Raw genomic sequence first — 22,553 nt, 5'->3', positions numbered from 1 at the left:
TGAAACGAGCAATAAGTCAAGACAACACAATGCCCCAGCCCTGCGTAGCTATTGGCATCTCGCCAGAAGAAGCATCTCGACAGGCTGGCATTCTGGGATATTCACCCGCTGGCCTCATGCACCATGATTGGGTCAAGGGCAATAACTCGTCGGCGCAATCGAGATCACTCGGTCGATGACATCGCAAATCCAAGTCTGCGAGCCTCCTAGCCCTCTGGCGATGAGAAGCGGCGACTTAATGCACGCGCTGCTTCGGCGCACCCACAAGGAAGATCAGCATTCGCGAAACCGCCCCTCGTCAGCCCAACAGATCTCTCTCGAAGGCAATCGACGGCAATGTATCGTCTAGCCTGCGGCGAGTCGGCTACCACCCCTCACGATCCATTCTTCATAGTCAGCCATCACCAACTCCGCACGACGCATGAGCGGCCCCATAAAAGCTTTCCGATTCGGGTGTGCATAGATTTTCGGCTGCAAAACGGCGCCGTCGAGCAACTCCTTGAACTTGGAAAAGCGATCCTCCCATGAGTAATCGTCCCCATTCAAAGCCATCGCTTCGATCAGCTTCCGATGAACATCCTTGTTCTTTTTCTCTCCCACGGCATCCATTGCACCAAACAACGCCAGCAAGAAATCTTTAAGTTTTTCGATCAAGTCAAGCTTTTGCTCTTCGGTGAGCTGCAGGGCTACGAGCAACTCCAACGCATCCAAGGACTGGGCGATCGCCGCAACCGATTGAGGCAGGTTATTTCTTGCCGCGAGATCTTTGAGGCGCTCCTTTTTCTTGTTTTCTGGAATTTCATCGAGACCCCACCCCTCCGACTCCTCAACCATATCAATGTCGAAGACCGCTCCAACGCGCTCGTCCGCGTCTTTCGTTTTCGCGTATAGATGACTGACTACTTGCTCGGCAAAAGCAACTCTAAGATCGTCGTTATGCCTCTTCAATTCAGCTCGATCGAAATCAAGAATGCCACGCAACCTCAACCGGCTCGACAGCCAGGCGGTGCCCATTTTTCGTAGATGGGCTGCGCGAACAATATCGCTCGCTGCCAGTTGATCCAAGAAATCAGAAAGTCCCTTTGCCCCGGTCGCATCCTTGCCCCCGGCCAACGTTGCTTTCCATGTCTTCCAGTGCAATTCAAGGTCGCGATCTTTGAAGAATCCGCAATAGGCCGCGTTCATTTTCTCCATCAGATCCATCGCATCCAGATCCGACACCGCGATTCCTCCATATTTGGCGAAGACCTTAGGCAAGTTTTTTGATACGACTCCGTCGTGTGAAAAATCCACAATCAAGCAATCATTTTTCCATTTTCGCATGCGATTCACTCGGCACGCGGTCTGAAACAAGAGAACGTCGTCCATGCCCCGGTCAATGAACACGGTATGTAACGTGGGCTCGTCAAATCCTGTCAAAAGCTTGTCGACAACAACCACGATTGAGTTTCGAATCTTCAGGCCAGCGACGCTCTCGATGCCTTTTCGCCTAAACTCATCAATGATTTGCTCTTGATTTCTGCCTTCGTTTTTTGAGGCGCAGCTAGGTTCGCCTTGCTTGTCCGTGTATAGAACCAAAACGGGCATGCTCCTCAACGTCTCGGCGTGCTCAGAGAACCGAGCGTCGGACGCTAGTGCCTCAAGTTCCTCTTTGATCAACACTTGATAAGCGATCGCCGCTCTAATGGAGTAGGACGCAAATAGCGCCTTGCCCTCCCCGAGGGTGCGACCGCCAACCGGACGGACAGCCATCATCGTCTTCGCGGCAAACACGAGCGCCGCTTTCTTCGCAACGAGCCTTTGGCGGTTCGGGTTTTCGTAAATCTCATCAGCGGAAGGAGCGCGCAGCTCGACTCCTTGTCCGATTTTTGAAATCGAGTCTGTTATGGCGTAGACCACATGGTCGTCGAAACGCACGACGTTTTGGATTGGATTCAGGATTACCTTATCGCGAATCGCTTGGGTCATCGTATAGGCAAAGTAAGGTGCCCATCGAATGTCGTCGCCTGGGCCGCTTGGTGCGCGCCATTCGCCAATGCGCGCAAGAATCTCGTCTTTCGGAGTCGCCGTAAGTCCGATGAGAAGATTGCGCTTTGCACCGACCGGCCGAATCGTCCCCCATTGATCGAAAACCTCAACGGTCGCGTCGTGCAAAACGCCGCTTTGCGAGCGATGAACCTCGTCAATCACGAACGCGACACGTTTGCGTTGAAGCAATTCATTGAGCGCCGGGTCGTCCTTCGCGAGCCGTTGCACTGACGGAAATTTGTGGATGTTAACGACGACAACTCTCGTGCCGCCCACCAACGCCGAGCGAAGTTGCTCGAATGTCTCTGCCTCGGCGACTATTTCCTTAGTGGCGCGGAGTCGACCGGCTTCCTCCGCAACGTTCTTTCGAAGCTCCGTCCGGTCAGTCAGCAAGACACAAAGGTCAAATAGTGGCGCGGAGGCCTTGCTGCGCGGATCAAGCATGTCCGCCAACGCCTGGGCTAACCAAACAATCACGTTGGTCTTGCCAAGGCCCGCCGCTCCCTGCAATAACACGGAATGGGACTCCGCACCATTCCGATACAACGACGTCTCGTTGACTATCTGTTCGATTTTTGCTGGATTGAGATCGGGGAGGTCGACGGTCAATCGCGCGCGAACCACCGCTTCGCTAATCTTCGGCTGATCTTCTTCGCGGTAGAGCTCACGAACGCGGCGTATGGTTTGGAACAGCATGGCCCTCTGTGCCGGGCGCGGCAATAGGAGCTCTATGCCGGTGGTGGTGCGACTCGTCCGACTTTGGTTGAAAAAGAACATCTCGCGGTCAACGCCGTCGCCTGCGGCGAAAAGCGATGCCAAATGGTCTGCCAAAGCGGCGCTCGGAGACTTCTCGCGCATATCAGCTGCGCGCGCGAAGGAATCGACAAGGCGATCCGGTATGCCGGCTTCGATGGCGATGCGATCATTGCGCTCTATCGCGTCGTCCACCTCGGGCAGCAACCATTCAAGGTCTTGCAGGAGCATTAAGCTGCCCATGTCAAGACAGCTTATATGGACTGGTTTCTCATACAGGCAGACATCCTGCCTAATGCGATTCTTTTCGGCCGCAGGCATCGACCGGCTCCGGAAACCGGGCCACTTCCCGCCGGATTCAGCCCATCGCTCCCTCGCTTCGCCGAGAACGGCCAGGGCCGCCTCCACGCAATTGTGAGCAATCTTCTTGCGGCCGTGCGTCGCGGCAGTTTGCCCTGTCTGAGCCGTTTTAAGCTCAGCGTATGCGAAATACACTCCGTTGACAAAGAACACACAATCCGGCCTGCGCCGAATGCGCTTTCCCGTTAGAGGGAATAAACGCTCGAATGTCGCTTCTGGGATGACTCGCATCGCGTTGCGAGCGAACAAGGTAGTCGCAGCCTCCTCCGCACCAGCACGAGGCTCCTCATTCCAGAGAGAAAATGACTGAGCGCGAAACACAATTGATTCTCGAAGAACGAACGCCGCGTTTGGCAGTGCGGCGATCTTTGGGAGCAACGCTTCCTCAATGAAAGCCTGCGCACATTCGTCGTCGGATGCAAATTCCCCGACCACTTTTTCGAACGCCGCTTCGTTCAGCGGATTGCCCGCACGAAGAAAGCTAAGCAGGTCGACTGGCACGACCCAATTGCCGGAATCGATGTCAGACGGCTTCCCCAATATCCAGCCAAGCTGGTCATGACCATGGCCCGTCAAAAACGGCAAAAAGACACCGTGCTGGAAATCCTCTTCTTTGAAGCCGTGCCCCATCTCGTTTTCCTTTTTTCTAGGCTGCCACTTTTGCCGATTCGCGCCTCATTTTGGCCTTAGCTTTCGCGGCGGCTGTCTTGCCGGTAATCGCCTCGTCAATCAGGGCTCTACGCTGTTGGGCGAGTAATTCTTCAATTCGATCGAGCACCTGGGACTGTTGATCAATGATTCGGAGTCGATGATCCAATTCGCGAGCCAACTTTTCCTGCACATCAACGGGAGGAAGGGGAATACAAATGTCCTTAAACTTGTCCCAATAGAGACGCAAACGAAAGTCAATGATGCCCCGAGACAAGGTGCGAATCTCTTCAATCGCGGACGAGGTGCGAAGCACGTGTTCAACGAAAGCAGGGACGACCCTTGCTTTCGGCCTAGCGACCACATATGCCGGGCTCACGAGACCATCGACCTTGACCACGCCGAAGCCGCCCTGCCAAGCACGCATTTGGTTGTAGACGATGTCTCCGGGTTTCACTCTTTTGTAGACGCTCCGGTCCTCACTTCTCGCAACTTTCCTTTCCTGCTGGTCGTCAGTCAGTTCCTTGTCCGATACCCCGGAGTGAATCGATACGCTCAAGATGGGCAAGCCGGCCCCACCAAGACGTGCGCTCGGGCGAAACAGATTGCCAAGTCGCTCGACGGTCCAGCCAACTGGCACATGGCCATACCAGGCGGAATCGACATTCGGCTTCCGCCCACGCGTTGAGCCGCGCGCAAATATAACTTCCTCCCTAAGCGATCGCTTCAAATCTCCAATAACGTCGCGACGACGCTTTAAGAGCTCCGCTTGTCGATCGATAAGCACAAGCTCTTTCTTTAGACTCTCAACAATATTTTTTTGTGTAGTCAGGTCGGGGAGCGGTATTCGCTGCGAGGAAAGGATTCCCCAGTCAACTCGCGGCATCTTTGCACCCGACACCTGATCGCTCAGACTGTCGGTGAACCCTTTTGAAATGAGCAAAAATCCCAAAAACTCAGGGTCTGCTATTGCGATATTCGGTGCCAAAAGCAAGAACTCGGTCGACACGGCCAAGGGCTCGCGGGCAATGAACGCCTTAGCCAAATACGGCCGCAGCTTGCCAAAGCAAATTATTCCTGGACGAACAGAGTTGCTGGTTGATACTTCTGGATGTAGGTCCACAGGAGTGGCCACACCACGACGCGCCTCAACGTGCTCCATGCCGACGTAGCGCTGCGGATCGATTCGGCTCTTCACCCGCGGGAGGTGAGCAGCATCCTTGAGTCTGGCGTCGAGCCAGCCCTCCGGCAGAGGATCCATCCACGACGGCAGCGGTTCCCGTCGTCGGCCGCTCACGCTCGCCCCCGAACGCTTGCAGCCTCAAGCTCTTGTTGCAGCGCGGCCATTTCCCGCGCCAAAACGCCGAGCTCCTTGGCCAATTTCTCGCTACTCGGTATGTCGGCGCGCTTCGGGAATATCCGGTTGAAATTCACTTCACAGCCAACCTTTCGACCTAAGCGTCTGCGGGGTTCACGCACCCAAGAATTCAAGAAATCTTCAATCAACCGATCATTAACTACCGGGTCCGACGAGAATCTGGTCGACTCATGATCTTTTTCAAGCAACGGACCGATCACGACCGACACTTTGACGAAATTGCCTTTCTTTGTTTTCGAGGCCTTCGCTTTTACCGAAACCCTCCCCAAGCCGAGACTTTCGGGGCCCGAGCCACCGAAACTGATTAGCCGTCCCGTTTCTGCGTCCCAAGACCATTTGTTTCCATCAGACGCGATCAGGTGCACAGAGTCGCAACCTTTCGCCCAATCGTTAACGCGCGCCGCAGCGGCCGCGAGATCTTGCGAGACGTCTGCCGCATCATTAAGGATACCGCGACTCGTCGTTATCCGCCGGTCGTCCAGTTGGATCTCCAATTCGTCAAAGTCCAGCTCCAAAGGCTCCTGGACGGCTCGGCCCTCTTCGTCATGCCGATGCACCTCGATTTCGACATCGTTATAAAGCAACTCGTCGACCTCCAACACCCTCGAAATCGGCCCGTTTCGATATGCCTCAAAAGCTTGCACGATTGCTTTTCGGCTGGCCGAGTCGATCTCGCAATTTTTCTTGTTGAGGTTACGCGTCAGGTCCACGCAACAGTCTTCCGCGTTAACGAAGATGACCTTGCCTGCACGATGTTTTGGCTTGGCTCGGTTAAGCACCCACATATATGTGGAAATGTCTGTGTTAAAAAATTCGCCTCTTGGCAGTTGAATGATGGCTTCAACGAGATCTTGTTCTTTCAACATCCACAATCGAGTTTGTGATTCGCCGCTTCCCGCCCCGCCAGAAAACAGAGTGGAACCATTGTGGATTATCGTCGCGACACCACGCTCGGCCAGGTGGAAGGCTGCGTGCTGCAAAAACAGCAGTTGTCCGTCCGAAATCGGCGGGAGACGATCTCTCGAAAAACGCCCCGACGCGTCCAAACTCACAGCGAATTTGAAGTCTTTCCAATCGCTACCATAGGGTGGATTCGCGACGATCACATCAAATTTCTCTGCGAGAAACAGATCGTTAGTTAGGGTATTTTCGTGTTCGATCTGAGCGTCGTCCCGAAATCTTGCCTCGATAGCGGCCAAGGCATACAACGCGTCATTGATTTCTTGACCACGAGTGCGGACCGACAGGTCGGGGAAAGCATTGCGCAAAGCATCTTCGGTTGCGAACAAAAAATTCCCGCCGCCGCACGCCATGTCGTAAACGTCGGCGACCCCGTCGTGAAGATTACCCTCTTTGCGCAGGCTGACGATAAGGTCCGCAGCAAGATCGATGACATCCGAGGGCGTGTATTGCTCGCCTGCTGTCTCGGCAGAGATGTCGCCCCACCTTCTCTTGATATGCTCCTCAATAGTCGTGACTTCGGAGTTCGTAAAGGGGGTAAGGTCAATAGCCGCCCAGCGCGACGCGAATGCATAAAGCGGGCTGTTCGGTCGCGAAAACAGATCAGACGCTTTACCTTGAATATCCAGATACTTTGGCGCTCCTTCCGGATAGCCCAGCCCCAGCAACCTCTTCGTCTCAAGGTCATAGCCTTCCAAGTGCGCAAGCAAGCGGCTTCTGAAGTTGCCACCCGGCACAGCACAGGTTTCGCGCAGCCCCTTCCCCAGCAGCAACAACTCTCGGTGAAAACCCTTGTTCTCGGCTTTTGCAGACCTCTCCAACCACTCGCAATGCTCAGGCGAGTCGAAGTCGAAACCAGCGCCCATGGCTTGCTCAAATTGAGCGGTCTTCTCCGCTCGAAAACGGCGCAGGCGAGATTCGAGCAGCATCAATGCGAAAAACGGCATCATGTAGCTGGGGAAGTCTCCCTCCTTGATGCCCGCGCCTCGTAGCGTGTCAGCCGTCTTCCAAATAGTCTCTGCATAGGAAAGCAGGGCCGCTCCAATTTTCTGCGACATCGTATTTCTCAGGTTATGTTCGTCTAAGACGGGCGCGCTCGATGGTCGATATTTGTCGATCGATCGACCGACCGACCGACCGACCGACCGACCGACCGACCGACCGACCGACGGAAGCCTGCAGATATCCGCACACAGTGTCAACGTCCGCGCCCAGGACCGAGCAAATCCACCACTAGGTCTGGCGGCATCCTAGCCGGCACGCCCATAAGCAAGAGCCGCATTGTAAACCGATAGGCAGCCGGCGCTCTCGGGAGCCCCAAATTACCGCTAGACAGCGTCAACGATGATGAATTGACGTCACCGCACGGCTTGGTCGACTGACGCCTTCTGACTCGGCGCGACACCCGCCCTGCGGCTCGATGCGCTGCTCAAACTCTGCGATAGCCCCCGTGTCAGCGGACTGACCGTTCAGTAGGGCAGTTGACACGGAGCAAAAAACCGCTATGTTGTGCCGCCGTTGCCCCGAGGAGATCCAGCATGAAAAAGCAGCTCATCAAATTTCTGTTCAGCCCCCGATTCGATCTTCTCCTAGTTTGGGGTGGCCTCGTAATTGTTATAAGTTGCTGGGCCAAAACTCTATGAAAATCTCGAGAATTGGCTGAATCGATTAATTCTAAAATTTTGATAGTATGCTCGCATAGCGGACCGAAAAACCGATAACTGCCGCAAGCAAAAGCACGAACGGCAAGATTGGCATATACAGGCGAGGAGATCGCCACCCCTCCTTTTTATGATCCATCCGCACGCACACTAAAGCTGAAATTAAGCACGCCACTATAAAAGCAATTCCACACCAAGGGAGAACGCCCTTCGTCTGCTTGAAAACAATGGGAATCAGCATTAATGCCGCGCCGAAAAGCCAAAGAACGCTGACGATAAAAGAACTTCGCGCATGAGATTCTTGATTTTTCGAAGGATCTTCTTTTGTGCCACCACCGATCGAAAAGACTCCGCGGCCAGCATATAGAGCCGCCAACACCGACAAGAAGAAAGAAAAATAGGCTAATACATCGGTGGCTTCCGGCGCAGGCGTCGCGAAAGGAACAAAGCCAAGTGGAAGAGCAAGAACTATCGTTATGCACTTCAGAACTATGTCAGCCTTTTTAACATTATCTATTTTCATTCGAGCAGTCCCTTTCTGCGGAGGGTGAGCGAGTGTTGCACGCCGTTCTTGGGCGCGTGCGGTGCATCGTGATACTATCAGTGAGCCTTAGTTCTTCATACGAAAACCTGGCTCGCCTTGTGCCAACGCTTTGATTTTCTTGGTGTTTCATGCGGAGTGGGTTGTCCTCCCTGATTCGCCACCAGCATGTCAAAAAGCCTTGCAAATCAATGGTTTGCAAGGCTTTTTCTTTTGTCCGGTGTCACAGCATGTGACCCAGATGATCAAAATTCCCCGCCTGATTCGCAACCGCTTTGGTACCTACTACCTGCGTGTTGTTGTCCCCAAGTTTCTGCACGGCACCTCAAAACAGGTAGAGTTCAGAAAGTCCCTCGGGACCAAAGACTTCCAGCAAGCCAAGCTGCTGGCGCTCCATTTCAATACGCAGATCGAGAGCATGGGGATGAGCAAACCGAAAATCACTGACTTTGACCTGGTGCAGCGCAGCCTGGACCACTATCGCATCGTCCGAGGTGGCGACGGTTCGCTCGAAATCGAAGCCAATGGCCCAGAAGATCACGCACTGGCCCTGCAAGCCATCGAGCACATTGGCAGGTTCAAGGAAGCTGTCACTGTCATTGCAAAACAGCCTATTCCTAGTCCTGCCTCGCCTCCAGAAGCTGTCAGTGGCCCCACCCTGCAAGAAGCCGTCAGCGAGTATCTGGAAAAGGTCGAGGTCAAGCCCACAAGCCGCAAGAGCTACAAGACGAAGCTCACATTCCTCGTTAGCAAGCTCGGAGCAGATACCCCATTCGCCAGCATCGACCAAGCCCGTTTCTCCGCGCTGGCAGAAGAAATTGCCGCAGACGATAGCCGCGAGAATAAAACGAACGGCGACTACATCACGATCATTGGCGGATTCATTAACTGGCACCGCATTCGGAAGGGCCTGCCCCAGATCACTGCTGCAACCCTGAAACCCAAGCGCGACAAACCCGCATCACTCGATCGCGATGCTTACTCACTCGTTCAACTGGAAGAACTGTTCAAATACGCAGCCAAATTCAAAACCACCGAGCCGCATAAATTCTGGACTACGCTTGTAGCGGCATTTTTCGGATGCCGCATCGAAGAACTGGCACAGATCAACCTTCATACCGATGTGCTCCAAGACGGGGAAACAGGGGTTTGGTATGTCAAATTCGACGAAGACCCAGATAACGATGGCATTGTTCGTAAATCGCTCAAACGCCATGCAAGCTGGCGACACACACCGATTCACAGTGTCCTTATTCGGCTCGGCTTTCTTGCCTATCTGGACAAGCAAAGACAGGCAGGTTCATCCCGCCCATTTGAACTAGCCTGGACGCCTTATATTGACAAGGCGAACAAACTCGTGAAATGGAGTCACAAGATTACCAAGTGGGGAAGTGAGGCTCGAAAGGAACTGATCAATAACGAAATCATTCCTGTGGATTCGTCATTGAGCTATTTCCACAGCCTGCGCCATTCGTTCAGCAACATACTCAGCATGTCAGCCGTCCCTGAGGAACATCGTTCAGCCATTCAGGGGCAGGCGTATGGCCAGATTAATGCGACCGTGTATGCCAAGCTCAGGCACAGCCACAATTTCCTAGCCCCGATAGTCGAAAAAGGCCTAGAACCGTATCAGGCCATTATCGAAAAGATCGGCTTAGTCCCACCCACTAGCCCGGGGAAATAATCCACAAAGCCGAAATCAGTCCACCCAATATAAAAAGCTATTTTTAAACGCACCGAGTGGGTTGTTGTTTTTTTGAAACAGATTATAATGAATGGATTTATTTGTAAATAGTTATTGCATTAAATTATTAATTTTGATATTATCCAATTCGTCGACTAACCAGAAAGGAGGGCGACACAAACCATAAACTTTACAGGAGAATATTATGGCCATTCTTACAGAGGATTTTCATTTTCGCGTAACACCCGAACTCAAGGACCTCATGCAGAAATGCGAGCTTTATTACGGAGAACCCATTTGCTGGTCAAAGATTTTCCGCGCAGCAGCTGCCGAGGAACTTGCGAAAATCATTATCAAAATGTTGAACCAGATGTCTGGCTCAAGCGTTCAGCTTAAGGTCTGTTAAGAGATAGTTGGGTAAGCAATCACCCGCGCAAAAGCACCCTCACGGGTGTTTTTTCATTTCCGCGCCTTGACAATCGAAATTTTTCCGGTAAATCAATAGGGTGACTATGTGCCGGGCCTGTCCCGTAAGACACAGCAACCCTGATTGTCGTCGTAGCTCACGCAACAGCAGGAGCTACGATGAAACAGTCCCCCCATTTCATGCGCCTGGTACAGCGCACCACGCGCACCTTGCAGGAGCGCGCATCTCACCTTCGATGGTTACTCGACCAGCCGTCAATCCAGGCGTATTACGACAGCCTGCGACCTCGTCCGCTGGTTTCCCCCGGCAAGGACGAAAGCGGCAGCCTTGCTGTCCCTACACGCGAATGGAAAGGCATCTGCAATTTCTACACGCATGTCGAACGCAACCAGACCTATCGAAAATTCATCGTCATCGACATTGACCAGGGCACGCGCTCGCTCGATATGTGGAGCGAGAAAGACATGCCCGAGCCGACATTCATCGTCCGCAACAGGCAGTCAGGCAATTGCCAATACTTTTACCAGCTCAAAACCGCCGTGGCCTGGCACGACAATGCGCGCAAGCGCATACAGGAATACTTTGAAGCGGTCGAACTCGCACTAACGATCACACTGGAAGGCGATCCAGACTATCACAGCGCCCTTGCACGCAATCCGCTGCATGCCAGCCACCAAGTCATCGTGACAAACGCGATCTATACCCTCAGCAGCCTGGAAAGCTTCTTCGACCGAGACGAATATCCACGAGGCATCAATTCATTCTCGGCAGACCACTTTGCGACCCACCTACCCCCCGATGAATTAAAGCGCGGGAGCCGTAACTGCACCCTGTTCGAAACGCTACGCCAGTGGGCCTACGGTGCAATCTTTTCGCCTCTTGGAGCAACAGAGGAAGCATGGCAGCGTGCCGTCGAAACAATGGCTGTCGAAGTCAACGGCCGATTTGATACTCCATTGCCCTACAGCGAGGTCAAGATCGTCGTCAAGTCGGTTGGTCAGTGGGTATGGAAGCACAGAGACACACTGGCCGAAGAAACCATCAATCGCGGCGCGTATCGCGAGCAGATCGACGAAAACCTGCCCTTGCTGGACAAACAGAGCCAGTCTGCACAGATCACCAATGCACATCGCACGGACAGTACCAGAGAAAAAATATCGGATGCAGTTATCGCGCTCAAAGAGCAAGGTCACATGGTTGACCAGATGAGCGTGATCGAGGCATCGGGTTTGTCCAGGAACACCGTGAAAAAATACTGGAATCTTGTTCGTCTCCTGAATCGTGGTCTTTAAGTGGTACGAGATTTCTTTGCGGGAGTCGCCGTGTCACGACGGTGTATCAGGTAATCAGCGAAGCTGTGCTTTTCTGCCACTCCCGTGCAAGGTCCTTGCCAGCAGAGGAAAAACCCATGACCGGAAAACCTGTTCGGGATCTGGACAACCTATCTGTCGAAAAGCCAAAAAATAGGGAAAACAAAAACGGGCGAAATCAAAACTCTGATCGCGTAGTCTTGACTTTCGAATTTTTTCCGTTAGCCTGAAGATAAATGGAGGCGTTATGGCAGCAAATACAAATCAGGAATCCACACCATTAAATAATCCAACCATCCTCAAAAGAGGAAGTGTCAGCCACGCTTCGATCATCGTGCTCGGCAACCAGAAGTGCATCGCACTTGTCGTCAACAACGTTAAACGAGTCTTTTTTTATTCCGCCGCGCTGCTTGCCCGACTGGCTGAAATCGATGTGCTGGTGGCAGATTTTTCAGCCTTCGAACCGGAGACATATCAAGCCCCTAGCGTGCTTGCCAAGATATTCGCTGCGCGCGAAAAACTCGGCATTGGTAGCGTCGAAGGAGGCCGTGGAACCACCACAACAAATCCGCAGACCTGAAACAGCAAGGTTACTCGCATTCCGGCTATCGCCAGAATACGAACCTTGTCAGGGCGCTGCCCTGATACCCGTTTCCACCCGTCTATAACAATAATAAAGGAGGCAAACATGCCCGAAGCATCATCCCCCACAAAGCGAAGAAACCGCATCGAAGTGTGCTTCAGTGACGACGAGCTATTGCACCTTCACACGCTGGCTGTACGCGCTGGAGCCTCAACACCTGGCACATTCGTGAAGCAATCCGCACTTGCTGCACGTACAAAATCCGGGCGCAGTCCATTTTCGTTGTCATGGGTTCCAGAATATGTGCTGCGCATTCAGCAGATCGCAATGAGTTTGGAGTCCATCGCCTCGCATGGTAATTGTGACTTACAGACCACCGAGGCACTTCGACGTATCGAGGCCGAACTGTCCGCCCACCGTGATTATTTCTTTTGTCGTGGCGGACTTGATGGCGATCTGCCAGCATGATGATCAAGATTTTTCGACGCTCGCAGAAATTGAGCGCGGTCGGCCCTGTGCAATATCTCCTTAGCGAGCGCGACCATACCAAGGCACTGCGATCTGTCCAGCCCGAAATCCTTGCGGGTAACCCTGCCGTCACTGACATCTTGATCGACAGTCTCCCATTCAAGCATCGATATGTCGCGGGCTGCATTGCGTTTCGCTCCAGTGAGCAGCCCACTACACTGCAGAAGCGCCAGATCATGGCCGAGTTTGAAAAAAGCTTCCTCGCTGGCTTGACTCCAGATCGGTACAACATTCTCTGGGTCGAACATCGCGATAAAGGCCGTGTTGAACTGAATTTCGTTGTGCCTCGCGTCGAACTGACGACGCAGAAGTCAATGAACATTCACCCGACGGGGGCAAAGAATCTGGCGTTCTACAATACGTTCGTGGCCGTGATGAATCATCACTTCGGCTACGAGCAAGTCGTACCCGATCCCGCTCGATTGCATGAGAGCGAGCATGTGCGCAAACTCAAGGCACATGGCGGCCTGACCGACAGCCCCGCTCTAGACTCTGGTTCGCACGCGTCGAAGCTTAAATGGCATGCCAACCTGGTGAAGAAAATCCAGGCAGGAAAAATCAGGAATCGGCCCGAGCTAATCCAGTACCTGCACGACCACGGCTGCGAATTTACGCGTATCGGTTCAGACTATCTCAGCATCAAGAATCAAAAAAATGGCCGGGCTATTCGGTTTCGTGGCTATATCTACGAAAACAACGGCGGGCAAAATTACAGCCTCGAACGTATCGGGAATGCGACTCTCACCCAGCAACACGCCAACCTGTTACGGGCAAAGCTCGACGGATTCACGGCCGAGCGTGCGCAGTTCAATACCGCGAGGTATAAACATAGCAGAAGAACTGCGTTCAGCAACCAGATCGATTTGACCAAGCGTGCGATGACAGCAGGGCATCATGCAACACTAAACCAAGTCATTGAACGAAAGACCGAAGAGCTACGCAGTGCGGAAATCGCCTCAGCCCGGACTCAACCCGAGCCAAACGGTGATCTCCTCACCCACGTTCGTCGATCTATGGCAGAAAATTTCACTGAATCGACTGCGACCGATCGATCTGCCATCGACGAGCCCTCGCCTCCTGTCGGCCATAGCAGTGCAATCGCAAGCGTTGACCTTCTATCGTTACAGGGCGAACTCGGGCAGCTTGAAACGCAACTGGTTGTGGCAGGCGCAAAAGGCGATACGGTAGCGGCCGGAAAAATTCAGGGGCAAATTACGGCCCTGAACCTGCGTATCGTCGAGATCAAGAGACAAGCCGTTACCAGAGAACAGGAACAGCGCCTTGCCGAACTCAAAGCGCCACCCCGTAGGCGGTCATCCGCGCTCAGGCTCCCAGGTCTTTGAGAACCTTCATTGTCTTTTCTACGGGAACATCCATCATCACGGAGAGCTTCACCGCCAAGTCATTGTCGTTATCGAATCCGACAAAACTGTTCAGGTCGAAGTCCATGTAGCTCCCCTCGACCATTAGCAAGCTATCGATGACATATTGGGTGAAGTACAGCTTGAACGAAGCAAATCCGTTCGAATCATCCGACACAACTTGCTCTTTAAAAAACCCCAACCGAATTAGACGGTTGACGTACGGCGCGGCATCGGGCGGAATGATTGGCATATATGTACTGGAAACGGCCGTGAGATCCTCGATGCCGTAGTCTACTTGAAGCTGGATCGTAGATCACTACCGAAAAGCAGGAAGGTGAATACTACTGAAAATGGCAAGCTCAACGGCGACCGAAACAGCATCACATAGGACCAGGTAGCTGAAAATTTGACAGCGAACAATGTCAACACGACTGAAATTGCCGCAAGCACAACGAATCCGAGGCGGGCGACAGCACGACCACGGATTATGCCCACGCCAATCGCAAGTCGAGCGACATTCAAAACGAGCCCGGTCAGTGCCCATCCAGTGAAGGCGGCCGATATCAGGTTGTAAAACCCGAATGCCGACTGTGCAACGATCAGGCCTCCAACTATTGTGAGCTTGGCTCGCAAGCCGATCGAATCGCCTTTTATCAAGATGACGACCGATGCGGCAATGGTCGCGAACACCAGGTACTGAATAAAAATCGAACTGGTATTTGGAACGTCGAGAACGTAGAGGGAGTAAGGAATGAGCGATGCGACAGAGTAAATGGCGACGAAGATTGCTAGCGCCTTTACACCGTTAGGACCAACGCTCTGATCAGCGCCGACCGAGGTCGTTGCCATGATGATTTCCGCCGTCGTGCGGTCAGTCGATGCGTTGATGCCCGCTGCAATCTGCTCACCAGCGGTGTGAATCTTCCCGCCAGACCACATATCGCCGGTGACGTTGTCGCTAAAAGTGCCAAGCGGACCGCGCGCAGGGGTGGAACTATTGGGATCGTTACTCATATTGAATTTCCGGTTTGTATACGGGGATCGTGTGACGTCGCCAACTGCGAATGCTCTACCACATCGGCTGTTGGCTACGGAAACGCCCCCTAACGCAATCAATCGAACAACGGCTTGATATCCTTGCCCTTACCAACGGCCACATCAAACCCATCCACAGCGAGATTCACATCGATTGCATGCGTCGATTGGTCGTCGCTGCCAGTCACCTGCACCGACTGAACCGTCGCGTAGACGATCGCCGGCAAATTTTCATTACCGTTGTTATCTCGGCTCAGCTCAGATTCGATCCGCTTCGCGGCGTCTGCCGACACGTCTCGCTTATATTTGCGGTTGATAGATGGCGCGAATGAATTCAAGTGATAGCGGATCGTCGTGGTCACGCTCTTTTCGCGAAGGACGCCCTTGCTGTCCACTGTCCGGGCGACGTCCTGCCAGCTATATCCGACCATGATCTGCTGGAAGGAGCCTTGCCACTCGTAGTGCCCCTTCAACGGATCACCAGCATTCAGAAGGACCGGATCGAATCCACGACCATCGAAGAGTAGTTTGATCTTCGCGGGCGTCTTCGCAGTCACGCTCAAATCCGACTTGTGCGCGTCCTGAAACTGCTGCTTGTCAAACGGATTCCGAATGCTCGCGTAGCCCGGAAATTTCACTGCGGCTAACTGATCCGTTGTCGTGGTACTGGAGTTCGAGATCGCGTCCAACGTCGTCTGGTAATAGGTCTTCCAGTCGGCCTCGGTCACGTTGTTCAAGCTCAGATTTAGCTCGCGTGTGTACGTTGCCTTGTCCGCACTTGAAAGGATCGCGTCAGACTGGCTCGCGGCAATCGTGGCCGAAGTGGGGGCCGAAGCTGCGACGGCCGATTGAGCTGCATTGTCCACGCGCTCATGGCAAGCGGCCATCAACACAGCGACCGGCAGAATAGAAGCAAATTTGATTTTCATGATTGAACCAGCACATCACCCTAAAACGTCCAACAGACGCGAGGACACGTTCGAATCCCCGCGCCCGCCCTGTCAATACCACATGCCAATATAGTTGCCGTCCGCAGTTCCCCGTTCCACCACGACGTACCTCAACGTGCTCGTCGCAGTGACGAAGCGGTACACCGTCCAGAGCGTTTGCCCCTGCTGCGAGTCGACATACGGCGTGCCATTCATCGCGCCCTGAAACGAGGCAGCGGGAACCTGAACCGCCGTCAAAGGTCCCGAGTTCGTCGAACCCGTGTACAGCTCGAAATTTGCATTGCCCGCCGAATCGAAGCTCAGCGTCTGCGGGTGAGCTTGATTGATTGGGTCGCAATATTGGTTGAAGACGAAGCTCTTCCCCGCCAACTCGCTGACAGCGGTGACTTGGGTAGCAGTACCGGTAATCAGAATGTCGGTGGCTGCATAGCCGTTGTCGCTGATGCTGCCGGTAGGGGCTGCCCCGCAGATCTCCAATGCGCCGTCGAGATTCGGTTCGGTGTTCGTGCCCAGCGACGTGCCTGTTGCCCCATAAGGATCGAAGATGCGCGGTGACGAACTGCCCACGACGCTGATAGGGCTCGTGTTCGCGAGCGCAGCGTTGTTGACTTGAATGGTCTTGGGGCTGCCCGATACCCCATAGGTGATCTGGCCGGTCCAGCCGCTTTGTGTCAGCGTCTGGGTGTTGGTTTTCGTCGGCATGTTGTCGACGAACGAGGCACCAATCCAGGATGTTCCTGAGATGCCAGCGCTTGCGTTGTAGTCTTCATAGGCTATCGAATACGGCTGTAAGGTATTTGCAGTGTTCGAATTGTTGCTGTCATTTCCCCCTCCACCGCCACATGCCGCAAGGGCGGAACACACACTGAGGGCAGCTACAAGCGACTTCTTCATTTCTGGTTCCTGTTTTGTTGCGCTTTAAGGGACTACCGGCGTTTGGGGCACGAGACGTCAATAAAAAGGGCTGAATACTACTTAATAGGTAGCATTGAAACGTATTAAAGACTACCTGTCAAGACGTAGCGCTGCAACCATTGAAGTAGCAGAAGGAGTCGCTATGAATAAGGTTGCTGAAGCCGCGCTGGCTGACGCTGTAGGCAAAACGATCGCCCGCAAGCGTGTCGAAGCTGGGTTCACCCAAGAACAGGTAGCCGAGAAGCTTGGATTGCAGCGGGAGGCTGTCGCGCGGGTAGAAAGAGGAACCGCTATCCCGACCGTTGTGCGTCTGGCCGAGCTTGCCGAGCTGTTTGGCTGTCCCACAGGTGAACTGCTGATGGAGTCGTCAACCGTGACGGTGGATCAGGCTGCCGAAGTCGTAAAAATGTTGGGGCGAGTGCCGCTAGCTGACAGACAATTACTGGTGAGGTGGCTAGGTGAGTTCGCCGACCGACTCAGTCTGGGGAAGTGAACCAGCAAATCTGTTCTCGACGCAGCGCCCGATCAGTTTTGAGACCGCGCCTTCGGCGCACAGCGCCACCATTTCTTAACCCGCGCTGTGGAGTGCTCCGGCTGTGCTCCGCCCCGTCTGGCGATAGATAGCTCGGCCGAAGCAGCAGTCGCCCACCATGAGGGCAAGCACGCCCCGTTGTCATCGACAATATGGCACTAGCCGCCTGCTCCGCAGCATGGCCGAGCCGGTTGAACAGTTAGCGATATATGCAATAATACTTCGCTTATGTGGCGCGCTATGCAAGCAAGAAACCTGAGGCTCGCCATCACCAAGCCGAAGAGAGTGGAAGAGCTCCGTCAGTTTACGACGCTGGTTCAAGGAAGGGGAAATGGTCTCAAGTGTTCCAACGCTCTTTCGTGCGCACTCGACAAAATATCTCACGGGCATGACCGGAGTTATCTCCAACCCCAATCTGCACAGGGCAAGGAGGCCGCGAGACATGCCACTCGCCATCCACCAGGCGCTGAGCGAATGGTTCGTGGATCGCTTCGGCGTTGACTACCGTGGGAGCTCACTCTTCTGCACAGGTGATGCCTCAATCGCTGCCGGATACAAAACGAAAACCTCATCGCTAATATCGATTGAGCCGCTTGGCGACTATTCGGTGTGCTACAGCACGAAGTGCAAGGACCTTTTTGGTCACTACCAGTTCTATTGGAGCCAAGAAGATACTACTGTTGAGAAAATCCAAGCTGATATGGAATCACTTGATTTTGTTCATCAGAGCAATGGCGGCCTAAAGGAAGCGGCCACGAGCGGGCATGAGGTCATGCTAGTGGCCGAGCGCTTCCGTTATAACCTTTGCTAGCCGTATCTGGAAGTCACAATGGATTTTGCTGAAGCCAAAGTGTTCTCAGATTCTCTCTTGGCCGGCGGTTCTCTCGCAGGCTGGGATATCTTGGAATTCGTCTCACACGGCAAGTCGGCCGTGATCATGGGCGCTCGTCGCGATCAAACAAAAGCGGTCATCAAGGTTTTTCATCCAGGCCTGGTTGCACAGTATGGCCGCGACGCACAGCTAATCAGAGTTAATCGCGAACGGGAACTCATTGATAAATATCACCCAAATATTGTTCGTGTTCTGGAAGCGGGCAGCTGCGCAGTCACCGAACACCTGTTCGTAGCGATGGACGTCGCGGCGGGGCAACCGCTGTCCAAACTTCTCGCTTCCATTCCGCGCGCAAATATCGTTACGCTCATTGAGCAACTTGCTCGTGCAGCTATGCAACTCGAGAACTGGGGGTTCACGCATCGCGACATAAAGCCTGACAACATTCACGTTAGCGACGACCTGACGTCGTTGATGTTGCTGGACTTCGGTGTGCTGAAGCCGCATGGCGACGACTCTGCGACAAATCTGCAAGTCTCGAAGGCTTTCATTGGCACGCATCAGTACAGCCCTCCCGAGATGATTCATGGGCGAGAAGAAAACACTTTGGATAGCTGGCGAGCAATTACGTTCTATCAAATAGGGGCCGTTTTGCACGATCTGGTCGTCCGCAAACCGATCTTCGATTACGCAACGAATCGGCATGCAGACTTGGTGTCAGCCATCGATAGCGACATTGTCAATGTGACGGCCGAAGATGTTGATCCACACCTCTGCAATCTAGCAACCCGATGCCTTTTGAAGCGTCCGAATGAGAGGCTGGAATTGGTCCGCTGGGATGACTTTATGTTCTCGGATCGTGCGACGCAAAAGCCCTCACTTCAGTCACGTATAGACGCACTACAGCGGCGGAGTCGTGTCGGCAAGGTCCTAGGTCGGGTCGATGCGATGGAGGGTGTAGAAGAGCGGCGGCTGAAGGATAGGCGCTTCTCAACGATTGTACGATCTGCCAGGAGTCAGTTTGACCATGCGCTTGCCGCACTCGGCGCACTTATGCCTACAAGGTCAACATCCGTTGATGGTGAGGCACACCCCCTTCCTGCCCTCACCTACACCTTCGTCGCTGCGCCAAACTTCGGTCTCGCAGTGTCGTTTCGAATCCAAGTTGCCATTGCTCTCCACGAAAATGACAGCCTTGTCGATGTTTATTCAAGAGCTTCGAAGGGCAGCACAGACACGGAAGTCGGTTGGAATTACCTCGGGCCGGCCTTAGAGAGTCTTGATGGTTGCTCCGAGAAGTTTCAGGAATGGATTCTCACGATAATCGAAGAGCTACTTGAACAGTAAAAGCGGGAGACTCGGCAATGTCCGGTACTTGGTGGGTTGATCAAGATGATTTGCTTGACGAACAGCTTGACGTGCTTGGAGTGGATCTGTCCGAAGATCTCATTCTTTCGGGTCCACCCGGAAGCGGCAAGACAAATCTCCTTCTGTTACGTGCGAATCACATGATGCTGACTTCGGCTGATTCGGAGTTCTACATCATTTGCTTCACTGGCCTTTTGGCAAAGTTCATTCGGACAGGCGCCGATCTCTACTCATTTCCGGCAAATCGCATAATTACGCAGTACAAGTTGCTTGAGCAGGTGCTGGGTGACCATGGATTTCTTCCGGAACGGAATCCCGGCGAACCCATTGATGAGCGATTGTCATCGCTGAAGTCAGCGATGACAACAATGATGAAGACAGGAGCTGGCAAAAACACATACCCAGTACTTTTCATTGATGAGGCGCAGGACTATTCGGGTGAGGATCTCGCAATGTTCGAATATCTTGCGACGAATCTATCTTGCGCCGCCGATCTGCGCCAAGGTATCTACGACGTCGGTTCAAGTGGTACATCTTGGCTTAATGGCCATGCTTGGGACGCTAAAATTACGCTGCAATTTCATCACCGTGTAGCACCGGCGATACTTGAGGTGGCCGACAAAATCATGGCCGGAAAATTCGAGCACAAACCAATGCTCGAAACTCATCAGTACAAGGGAGACCCCGGTAATGTCGAGGTCGTGGACGGCAAAGAACTCGCCGATCAGATAAAGGTGTTGATCCCTAAGCTTGCCAAGCAACTCGCGGTCTATCCGGGCCAAGTTATCGGCGTTTTGGTTCCGCATCGGCGGGACGTTGAGCACGTCGTGGAGATGCTTTCCGGAGCCCCTGAAATTGCTGCTCAGGTTACAAATGCAATGTCTAGGGACTTCGACCCGGGACTACACGTATGGGTTAGCACTGTACATTCGTCCAAGGGACTTGAGTTTCGTTGTGCTCACGTTGTTGCTGCGGACCTTTTCAAAGACTTTCACAAGCATGAGCGAAGGGTGGCGTTTATGGCAGTTACAAGAGCCAAAACCGCGCTAACTATCTACCACCACCAACCTTTACATCCGTTCTTTGCGTCAGCACTCGCTAAGCCAAGGGTAGAGAAAGTTACCGTTGCGAATTTATTTGGGAAAGCATCATGAGAGAGTTTGTAGGTTTCGACATCGATGCAGGAGAACTGATTCGCAACTTGGGGCGATTGGAGAAACTGCGCACGCGCGCACGCACAATCGAAGGAGAAGACCTTGGGCAACCGCTATCTGACAATGAAGTGCGTGTGCTATGGGCAACCGGCAGCCCACAGCCTGTAGACCTTCCGTCGATCCTGCTTGGCTCGCAGACCACCTTAGCAAACTTCCTGCCGAAAATGTTGGCACTCCCGGGTGCTGCTACCCCCGTCACGTCCTTTATGAAGACATGGCGTATAGATGACGTAACCGACCTCGACGTTTTCGCTGAAAAACCACTAAGCAATCTTGTGGCGCTAGGGTTTGTCGGTTTGATCATTGGAGAACTCATAACAACGGCCGGTCCAGATGCAGATCTTCGCTTAATGGGAATGGATGGTGTCCGTAGGACGTTATCTTTCGTATGCGCTCAAGCCGTAATGAAGGGATGGAGAAGGAAGTCGCTTACCACGCTGGTTGAGCGGTGGCTTGAGGCAAGCGTATTGACAGCGAATGAGGTCAACCTACCTGCGCGCGGTCAGATAGCCGATTTGTGCGAATTCGTGCGCTCCCTCTCGGACCTTCGCGAACTTGAGTACTTCGCGCAGGCGCCACTCGCGCATCACGTTCAAAGCTGGGTCTTTAGGCAAGCTGACACGAATCAGCGTAGTTTTCTCGCTCATAGCCTTTCTGATATTGCACACATGTTAGAGGAAGTTACCAGCCGAGAACAAAGATACGACATCGTGATGGAGGCCCTCAGCCATCCATCACAGGAATTGCTTAATCCACTTGCGCAAGGGTTCTTGATTAGCTTGATTGAGCCAGGTTCGCTGGAATTTCTAGAGCTAGCAAAGAGTGCTGATACGTATGGCACAGTTGCGATCGCTTATTGTCTGTGTGCGGCAATTCTCGGCAAAGACAACGCACTTCGAGCATTTAATGGCTTTGGATGGTCCGTCCTGAATCAAGGCCTTCAGCTCAATGCCGACATGCCCATGGATATTTCGATTTCCGAACTGCAGATTCTCCATAATTCTCGACGGAGCGCACCAATTCCCTTTCGGACACGTTCACCGTGGCTCATTGATGTGGAGCTTGCACCAATGATTACGGGCAGCTTCGGGAACGTGACAAAACGCAGGGCTGCATCGCAGAGAACTGAAGAAGAGTCCGTCGTCGCGGAGCGTGACGAGCTGCTACGTGAGAACCTCGCAACAGCCATGCGAGCCTTGGAAAACGCATACGGCGTTATTCAAGGTAAGCCATCCAGCGCAGATAATAAAGTAGCCGTACAGCGACGGCAGAGGCGGTAGCAAGGAACTGCGCGCCGTGAGGCGCGTTTTCTCTTGGCATCTCGGACGCATTCATCGTGGTACGCTCACGTAGAGCTTCCACCTATCGATGTATCCTGATCGAAGACTCCAAGGTACAACAGCTTTTCGCGCGGTAGATCTATAACAGAATAACGGCTCAATTGATCCCTATTATTTGCTCCGCAAAAACGTGTATTCCATC

The 22,553-nt window shown here is 53.3% G+C and carries 19 protein-coding genes; 11 read left to right on the top strand and 8 right to left on the bottom strand.

What is annotated here, in order from left to right:
* Positions 1 to 345: 345 nt before the first annotated feature.
* From E1748_RS12275 to E1748_RS12260, 4 genes are all read right to left on the bottom strand, one after another.
* Positions 346 to 3,771 (bottom strand): type I restriction enzyme subunit R domain-containing protein, encoded by a 3,426-nt coding sequence (locus E1748_RS12275; protein WP_133647515.1) that lies wholly within the window; start codon positions 3,769 to 3,771, stop codon positions 346 to 348.
* Between the two features lie 16 nt (positions 3,772 to 3,787).
* Positions 3,788 to 5,050: a restriction endonuclease subunit S gene (locus E1748_RS12270; RefSeq protein ID WP_133647514.1), complete on the bottom strand. Its 1,263-nt coding sequence runs from the start codon at positions 5,048 to 5,050 to the stop codon at positions 3,788 to 3,790.
* A 32-nt stretch (positions 5,051 to 5,082) separates the two neighbouring features.
* Complete coding sequence (locus E1748_RS12265; protein WP_133647513.1) at positions 5,083 to 7,185, bottom strand: class I SAM-dependent DNA methyltransferase; 2,103 nt, start codon at positions 7,183 to 7,185, stop codon at positions 5,083 to 5,085.
* A 616-nt stretch (positions 7,186 to 7,801) separates the two neighbouring features.
* Positions 7,802 to 8,311, bottom strand: coding sequence for a hypothetical protein (locus tag E1748_RS12260; RefSeq protein WP_133647512.1), 510 nt, complete (start codon positions 8,309 to 8,311; stop codon positions 7,802 to 7,804).
* Positions 8,312 to 8,570: 259 nt separating this feature from the next.
* Here E1748_RS12260 and E1748_RS12255 point away from each other — a divergent pair, with 259 nt between their 5' ends.
* The 6 genes from E1748_RS12255 to E1748_RS12230 all read left to right on the top strand — a co-directional run bounded on the left by E1748_RS12255 (position 8,571) and on the right by E1748_RS12230 (position 14,204).
* Positions 8,571 to 10,013, top strand: a complete 1,443-nt coding sequence (locus E1748_RS12255; RefSeq protein ID WP_338119597.1) for a DUF6538 domain-containing protein — start codon at positions 8,571 to 8,573, stop codon at positions 10,011 to 10,013.
* Positions 10,014 to 10,218: 205 nt separating this feature from the next.
* Positions 10,219 to 10,419 carry a hypothetical protein gene (locus tag E1748_RS12250; RefSeq protein WP_133647510.1) on the top strand — a complete coding sequence of 67 codons (201 nt, stop codon included), beginning with the start codon at positions 10,219 to 10,221 and terminating at the stop codon, positions 10,417 to 10,419.
* Positions 10,420 to 10,598: 179 nt separating this feature from the next.
* Entirely contained in the window at positions 10,599 to 11,732 is a 1,134-nt protein-coding gene (locus E1748_RS12245; protein WP_133647509.1) for a replication initiation protein, read from the top strand.
* Positions 11,733 to 11,997: 265 nt separating this feature from the next.
* Complete coding sequence (locus E1748_RS12240; RefSeq protein WP_133647508.1) at positions 11,998 to 12,330, top strand: hypothetical protein; 333 nt, start codon at positions 11,998 to 12,000, stop codon at positions 12,328 to 12,330.
* Between the two features lie 108 nt (positions 12,331 to 12,438).
* Entirely contained in the window at positions 12,439 to 12,801 is a 363-nt protein-coding gene (locus E1748_RS12235; RefSeq protein WP_133647507.1) for a hypothetical protein, read from the top strand.
* The gene (locus tag E1748_RS12230; RefSeq protein WP_133647506.1) at positions 12,798 to 14,204 is read left to right on the top strand and encodes a relaxase/mobilization nuclease domain-containing protein; all 1,407 of its coding nucleotides are present in this window, start codon (positions 12,798 to 12,800) and stop codon (positions 14,202 to 14,204) included. Before E1748_RS12235 ends, E1748_RS12230 begins: the two co-directional genes overlap by 4 nt.
* Here E1748_RS12230 and E1748_RS12225 read toward each other — a convergent pair.
* The 4 genes from E1748_RS12225 to E1748_RS12210 all read right to left on the bottom strand — a co-directional run bounded on the left by E1748_RS12225 (position 14,185) and on the right by E1748_RS12210 (position 17,104).
* Positions 14,185 to 14,475 carry a hypothetical protein gene (locus E1748_RS12225; RefSeq protein ID WP_133647505.1) on the bottom strand — a complete coding sequence of 97 codons (291 nt, stop codon included), beginning with the start codon at positions 14,473 to 14,475 and terminating at the stop codon, positions 14,185 to 14,187. The genes E1748_RS12230 and E1748_RS12225 overlap by 20 nt on opposite strands.
* 41 nt (positions 14,476 to 14,516) lie before the next feature.
* Positions 14,517 to 15,239: a hypothetical protein gene (locus E1748_RS12220; protein WP_133647504.1), complete on the bottom strand. Its 723-nt coding sequence runs from the start codon at positions 15,237 to 15,239 to the stop codon at positions 14,517 to 14,519.
* 98 nt (positions 15,240 to 15,337) lie between these two features.
* Positions 15,338 to 16,189, bottom strand: coding sequence for a hypothetical protein (locus E1748_RS12215; RefSeq protein WP_133647503.1), 852 nt, complete (start codon positions 16,187 to 16,189; stop codon positions 15,338 to 15,340).
* A 72-nt stretch (positions 16,190 to 16,261) separates the two neighbouring features.
* Positions 16,262 to 17,104 (bottom strand): hypothetical protein, encoded by an 843-nt coding sequence (locus E1748_RS12210; RefSeq protein WP_133647502.1) that lies wholly within the window; start codon positions 17,102 to 17,104, stop codon positions 16,262 to 16,264.
* 163 nt (positions 17,105 to 17,267) lie between these two features.
* On the opposite strand from E1748_RS12210, the gene E1748_RS12205 reads away from it, so the two are divergent.
* From E1748_RS12205 to E1748_RS12185, 5 genes are all read left to right on the top strand, one after another.
* Complete coding sequence (locus E1748_RS12205) at positions 17,268 to 17,618, top strand: helix-turn-helix domain-containing protein (RefSeq protein ID WP_133647501.1); 351 nt, start codon at positions 17,268 to 17,270, stop codon at positions 17,616 to 17,618.
* Between the two features lie 481 nt (positions 17,619 to 18,099).
* The gene (locus E1748_RS12200; protein WP_133647500.1) at positions 18,100 to 18,468 is read left to right on the top strand and encodes a hypothetical protein; all 369 of its coding nucleotides are present in this window, start codon (positions 18,100 to 18,102) and stop codon (positions 18,466 to 18,468) included.
* Between the two features lie 18 nt (positions 18,469 to 18,486).
* Positions 18,487 to 19,836 carry a protein kinase domain-containing protein gene (locus E1748_RS12195; RefSeq protein WP_133647499.1) on the top strand — a complete coding sequence of 450 codons (1,350 nt, stop codon included), beginning with the start codon at positions 18,487 to 18,489 and terminating at the stop codon, positions 19,834 to 19,836.
* A 17-nt stretch (positions 19,837 to 19,853) separates the two neighbouring features.
* Positions 19,854 to 21,011, top strand: a complete 1,158-nt coding sequence (locus E1748_RS12190; RefSeq protein ID WP_133647498.1) for an ATP-binding domain-containing protein — start codon at positions 19,854 to 19,856, stop codon at positions 21,009 to 21,011.
* Complete coding sequence (locus E1748_RS12185) at positions 21,008 to 22,351, top strand: hypothetical protein (protein ID WP_133647497.1); 1,344 nt, start codon at positions 21,008 to 21,010, stop codon at positions 22,349 to 22,351. Before E1748_RS12190 ends, E1748_RS12185 begins: the two co-directional genes overlap by 4 nt.
* Positions 22,352 to 22,553 lie beyond the last annotated feature (202 nt).

Origin of the sequence: Paraburkholderia flava (genome assembly GCF_004359985.1) — a bacterium.
Classification (GTDB): domain Bacteria; phylum Pseudomonadota; class Gammaproteobacteria; order Burkholderiales; family Burkholderiaceae; genus Paraburkholderia; species Paraburkholderia flava.
This window is presented reverse-complemented; position numbering and strand designations above follow the sequence as displayed.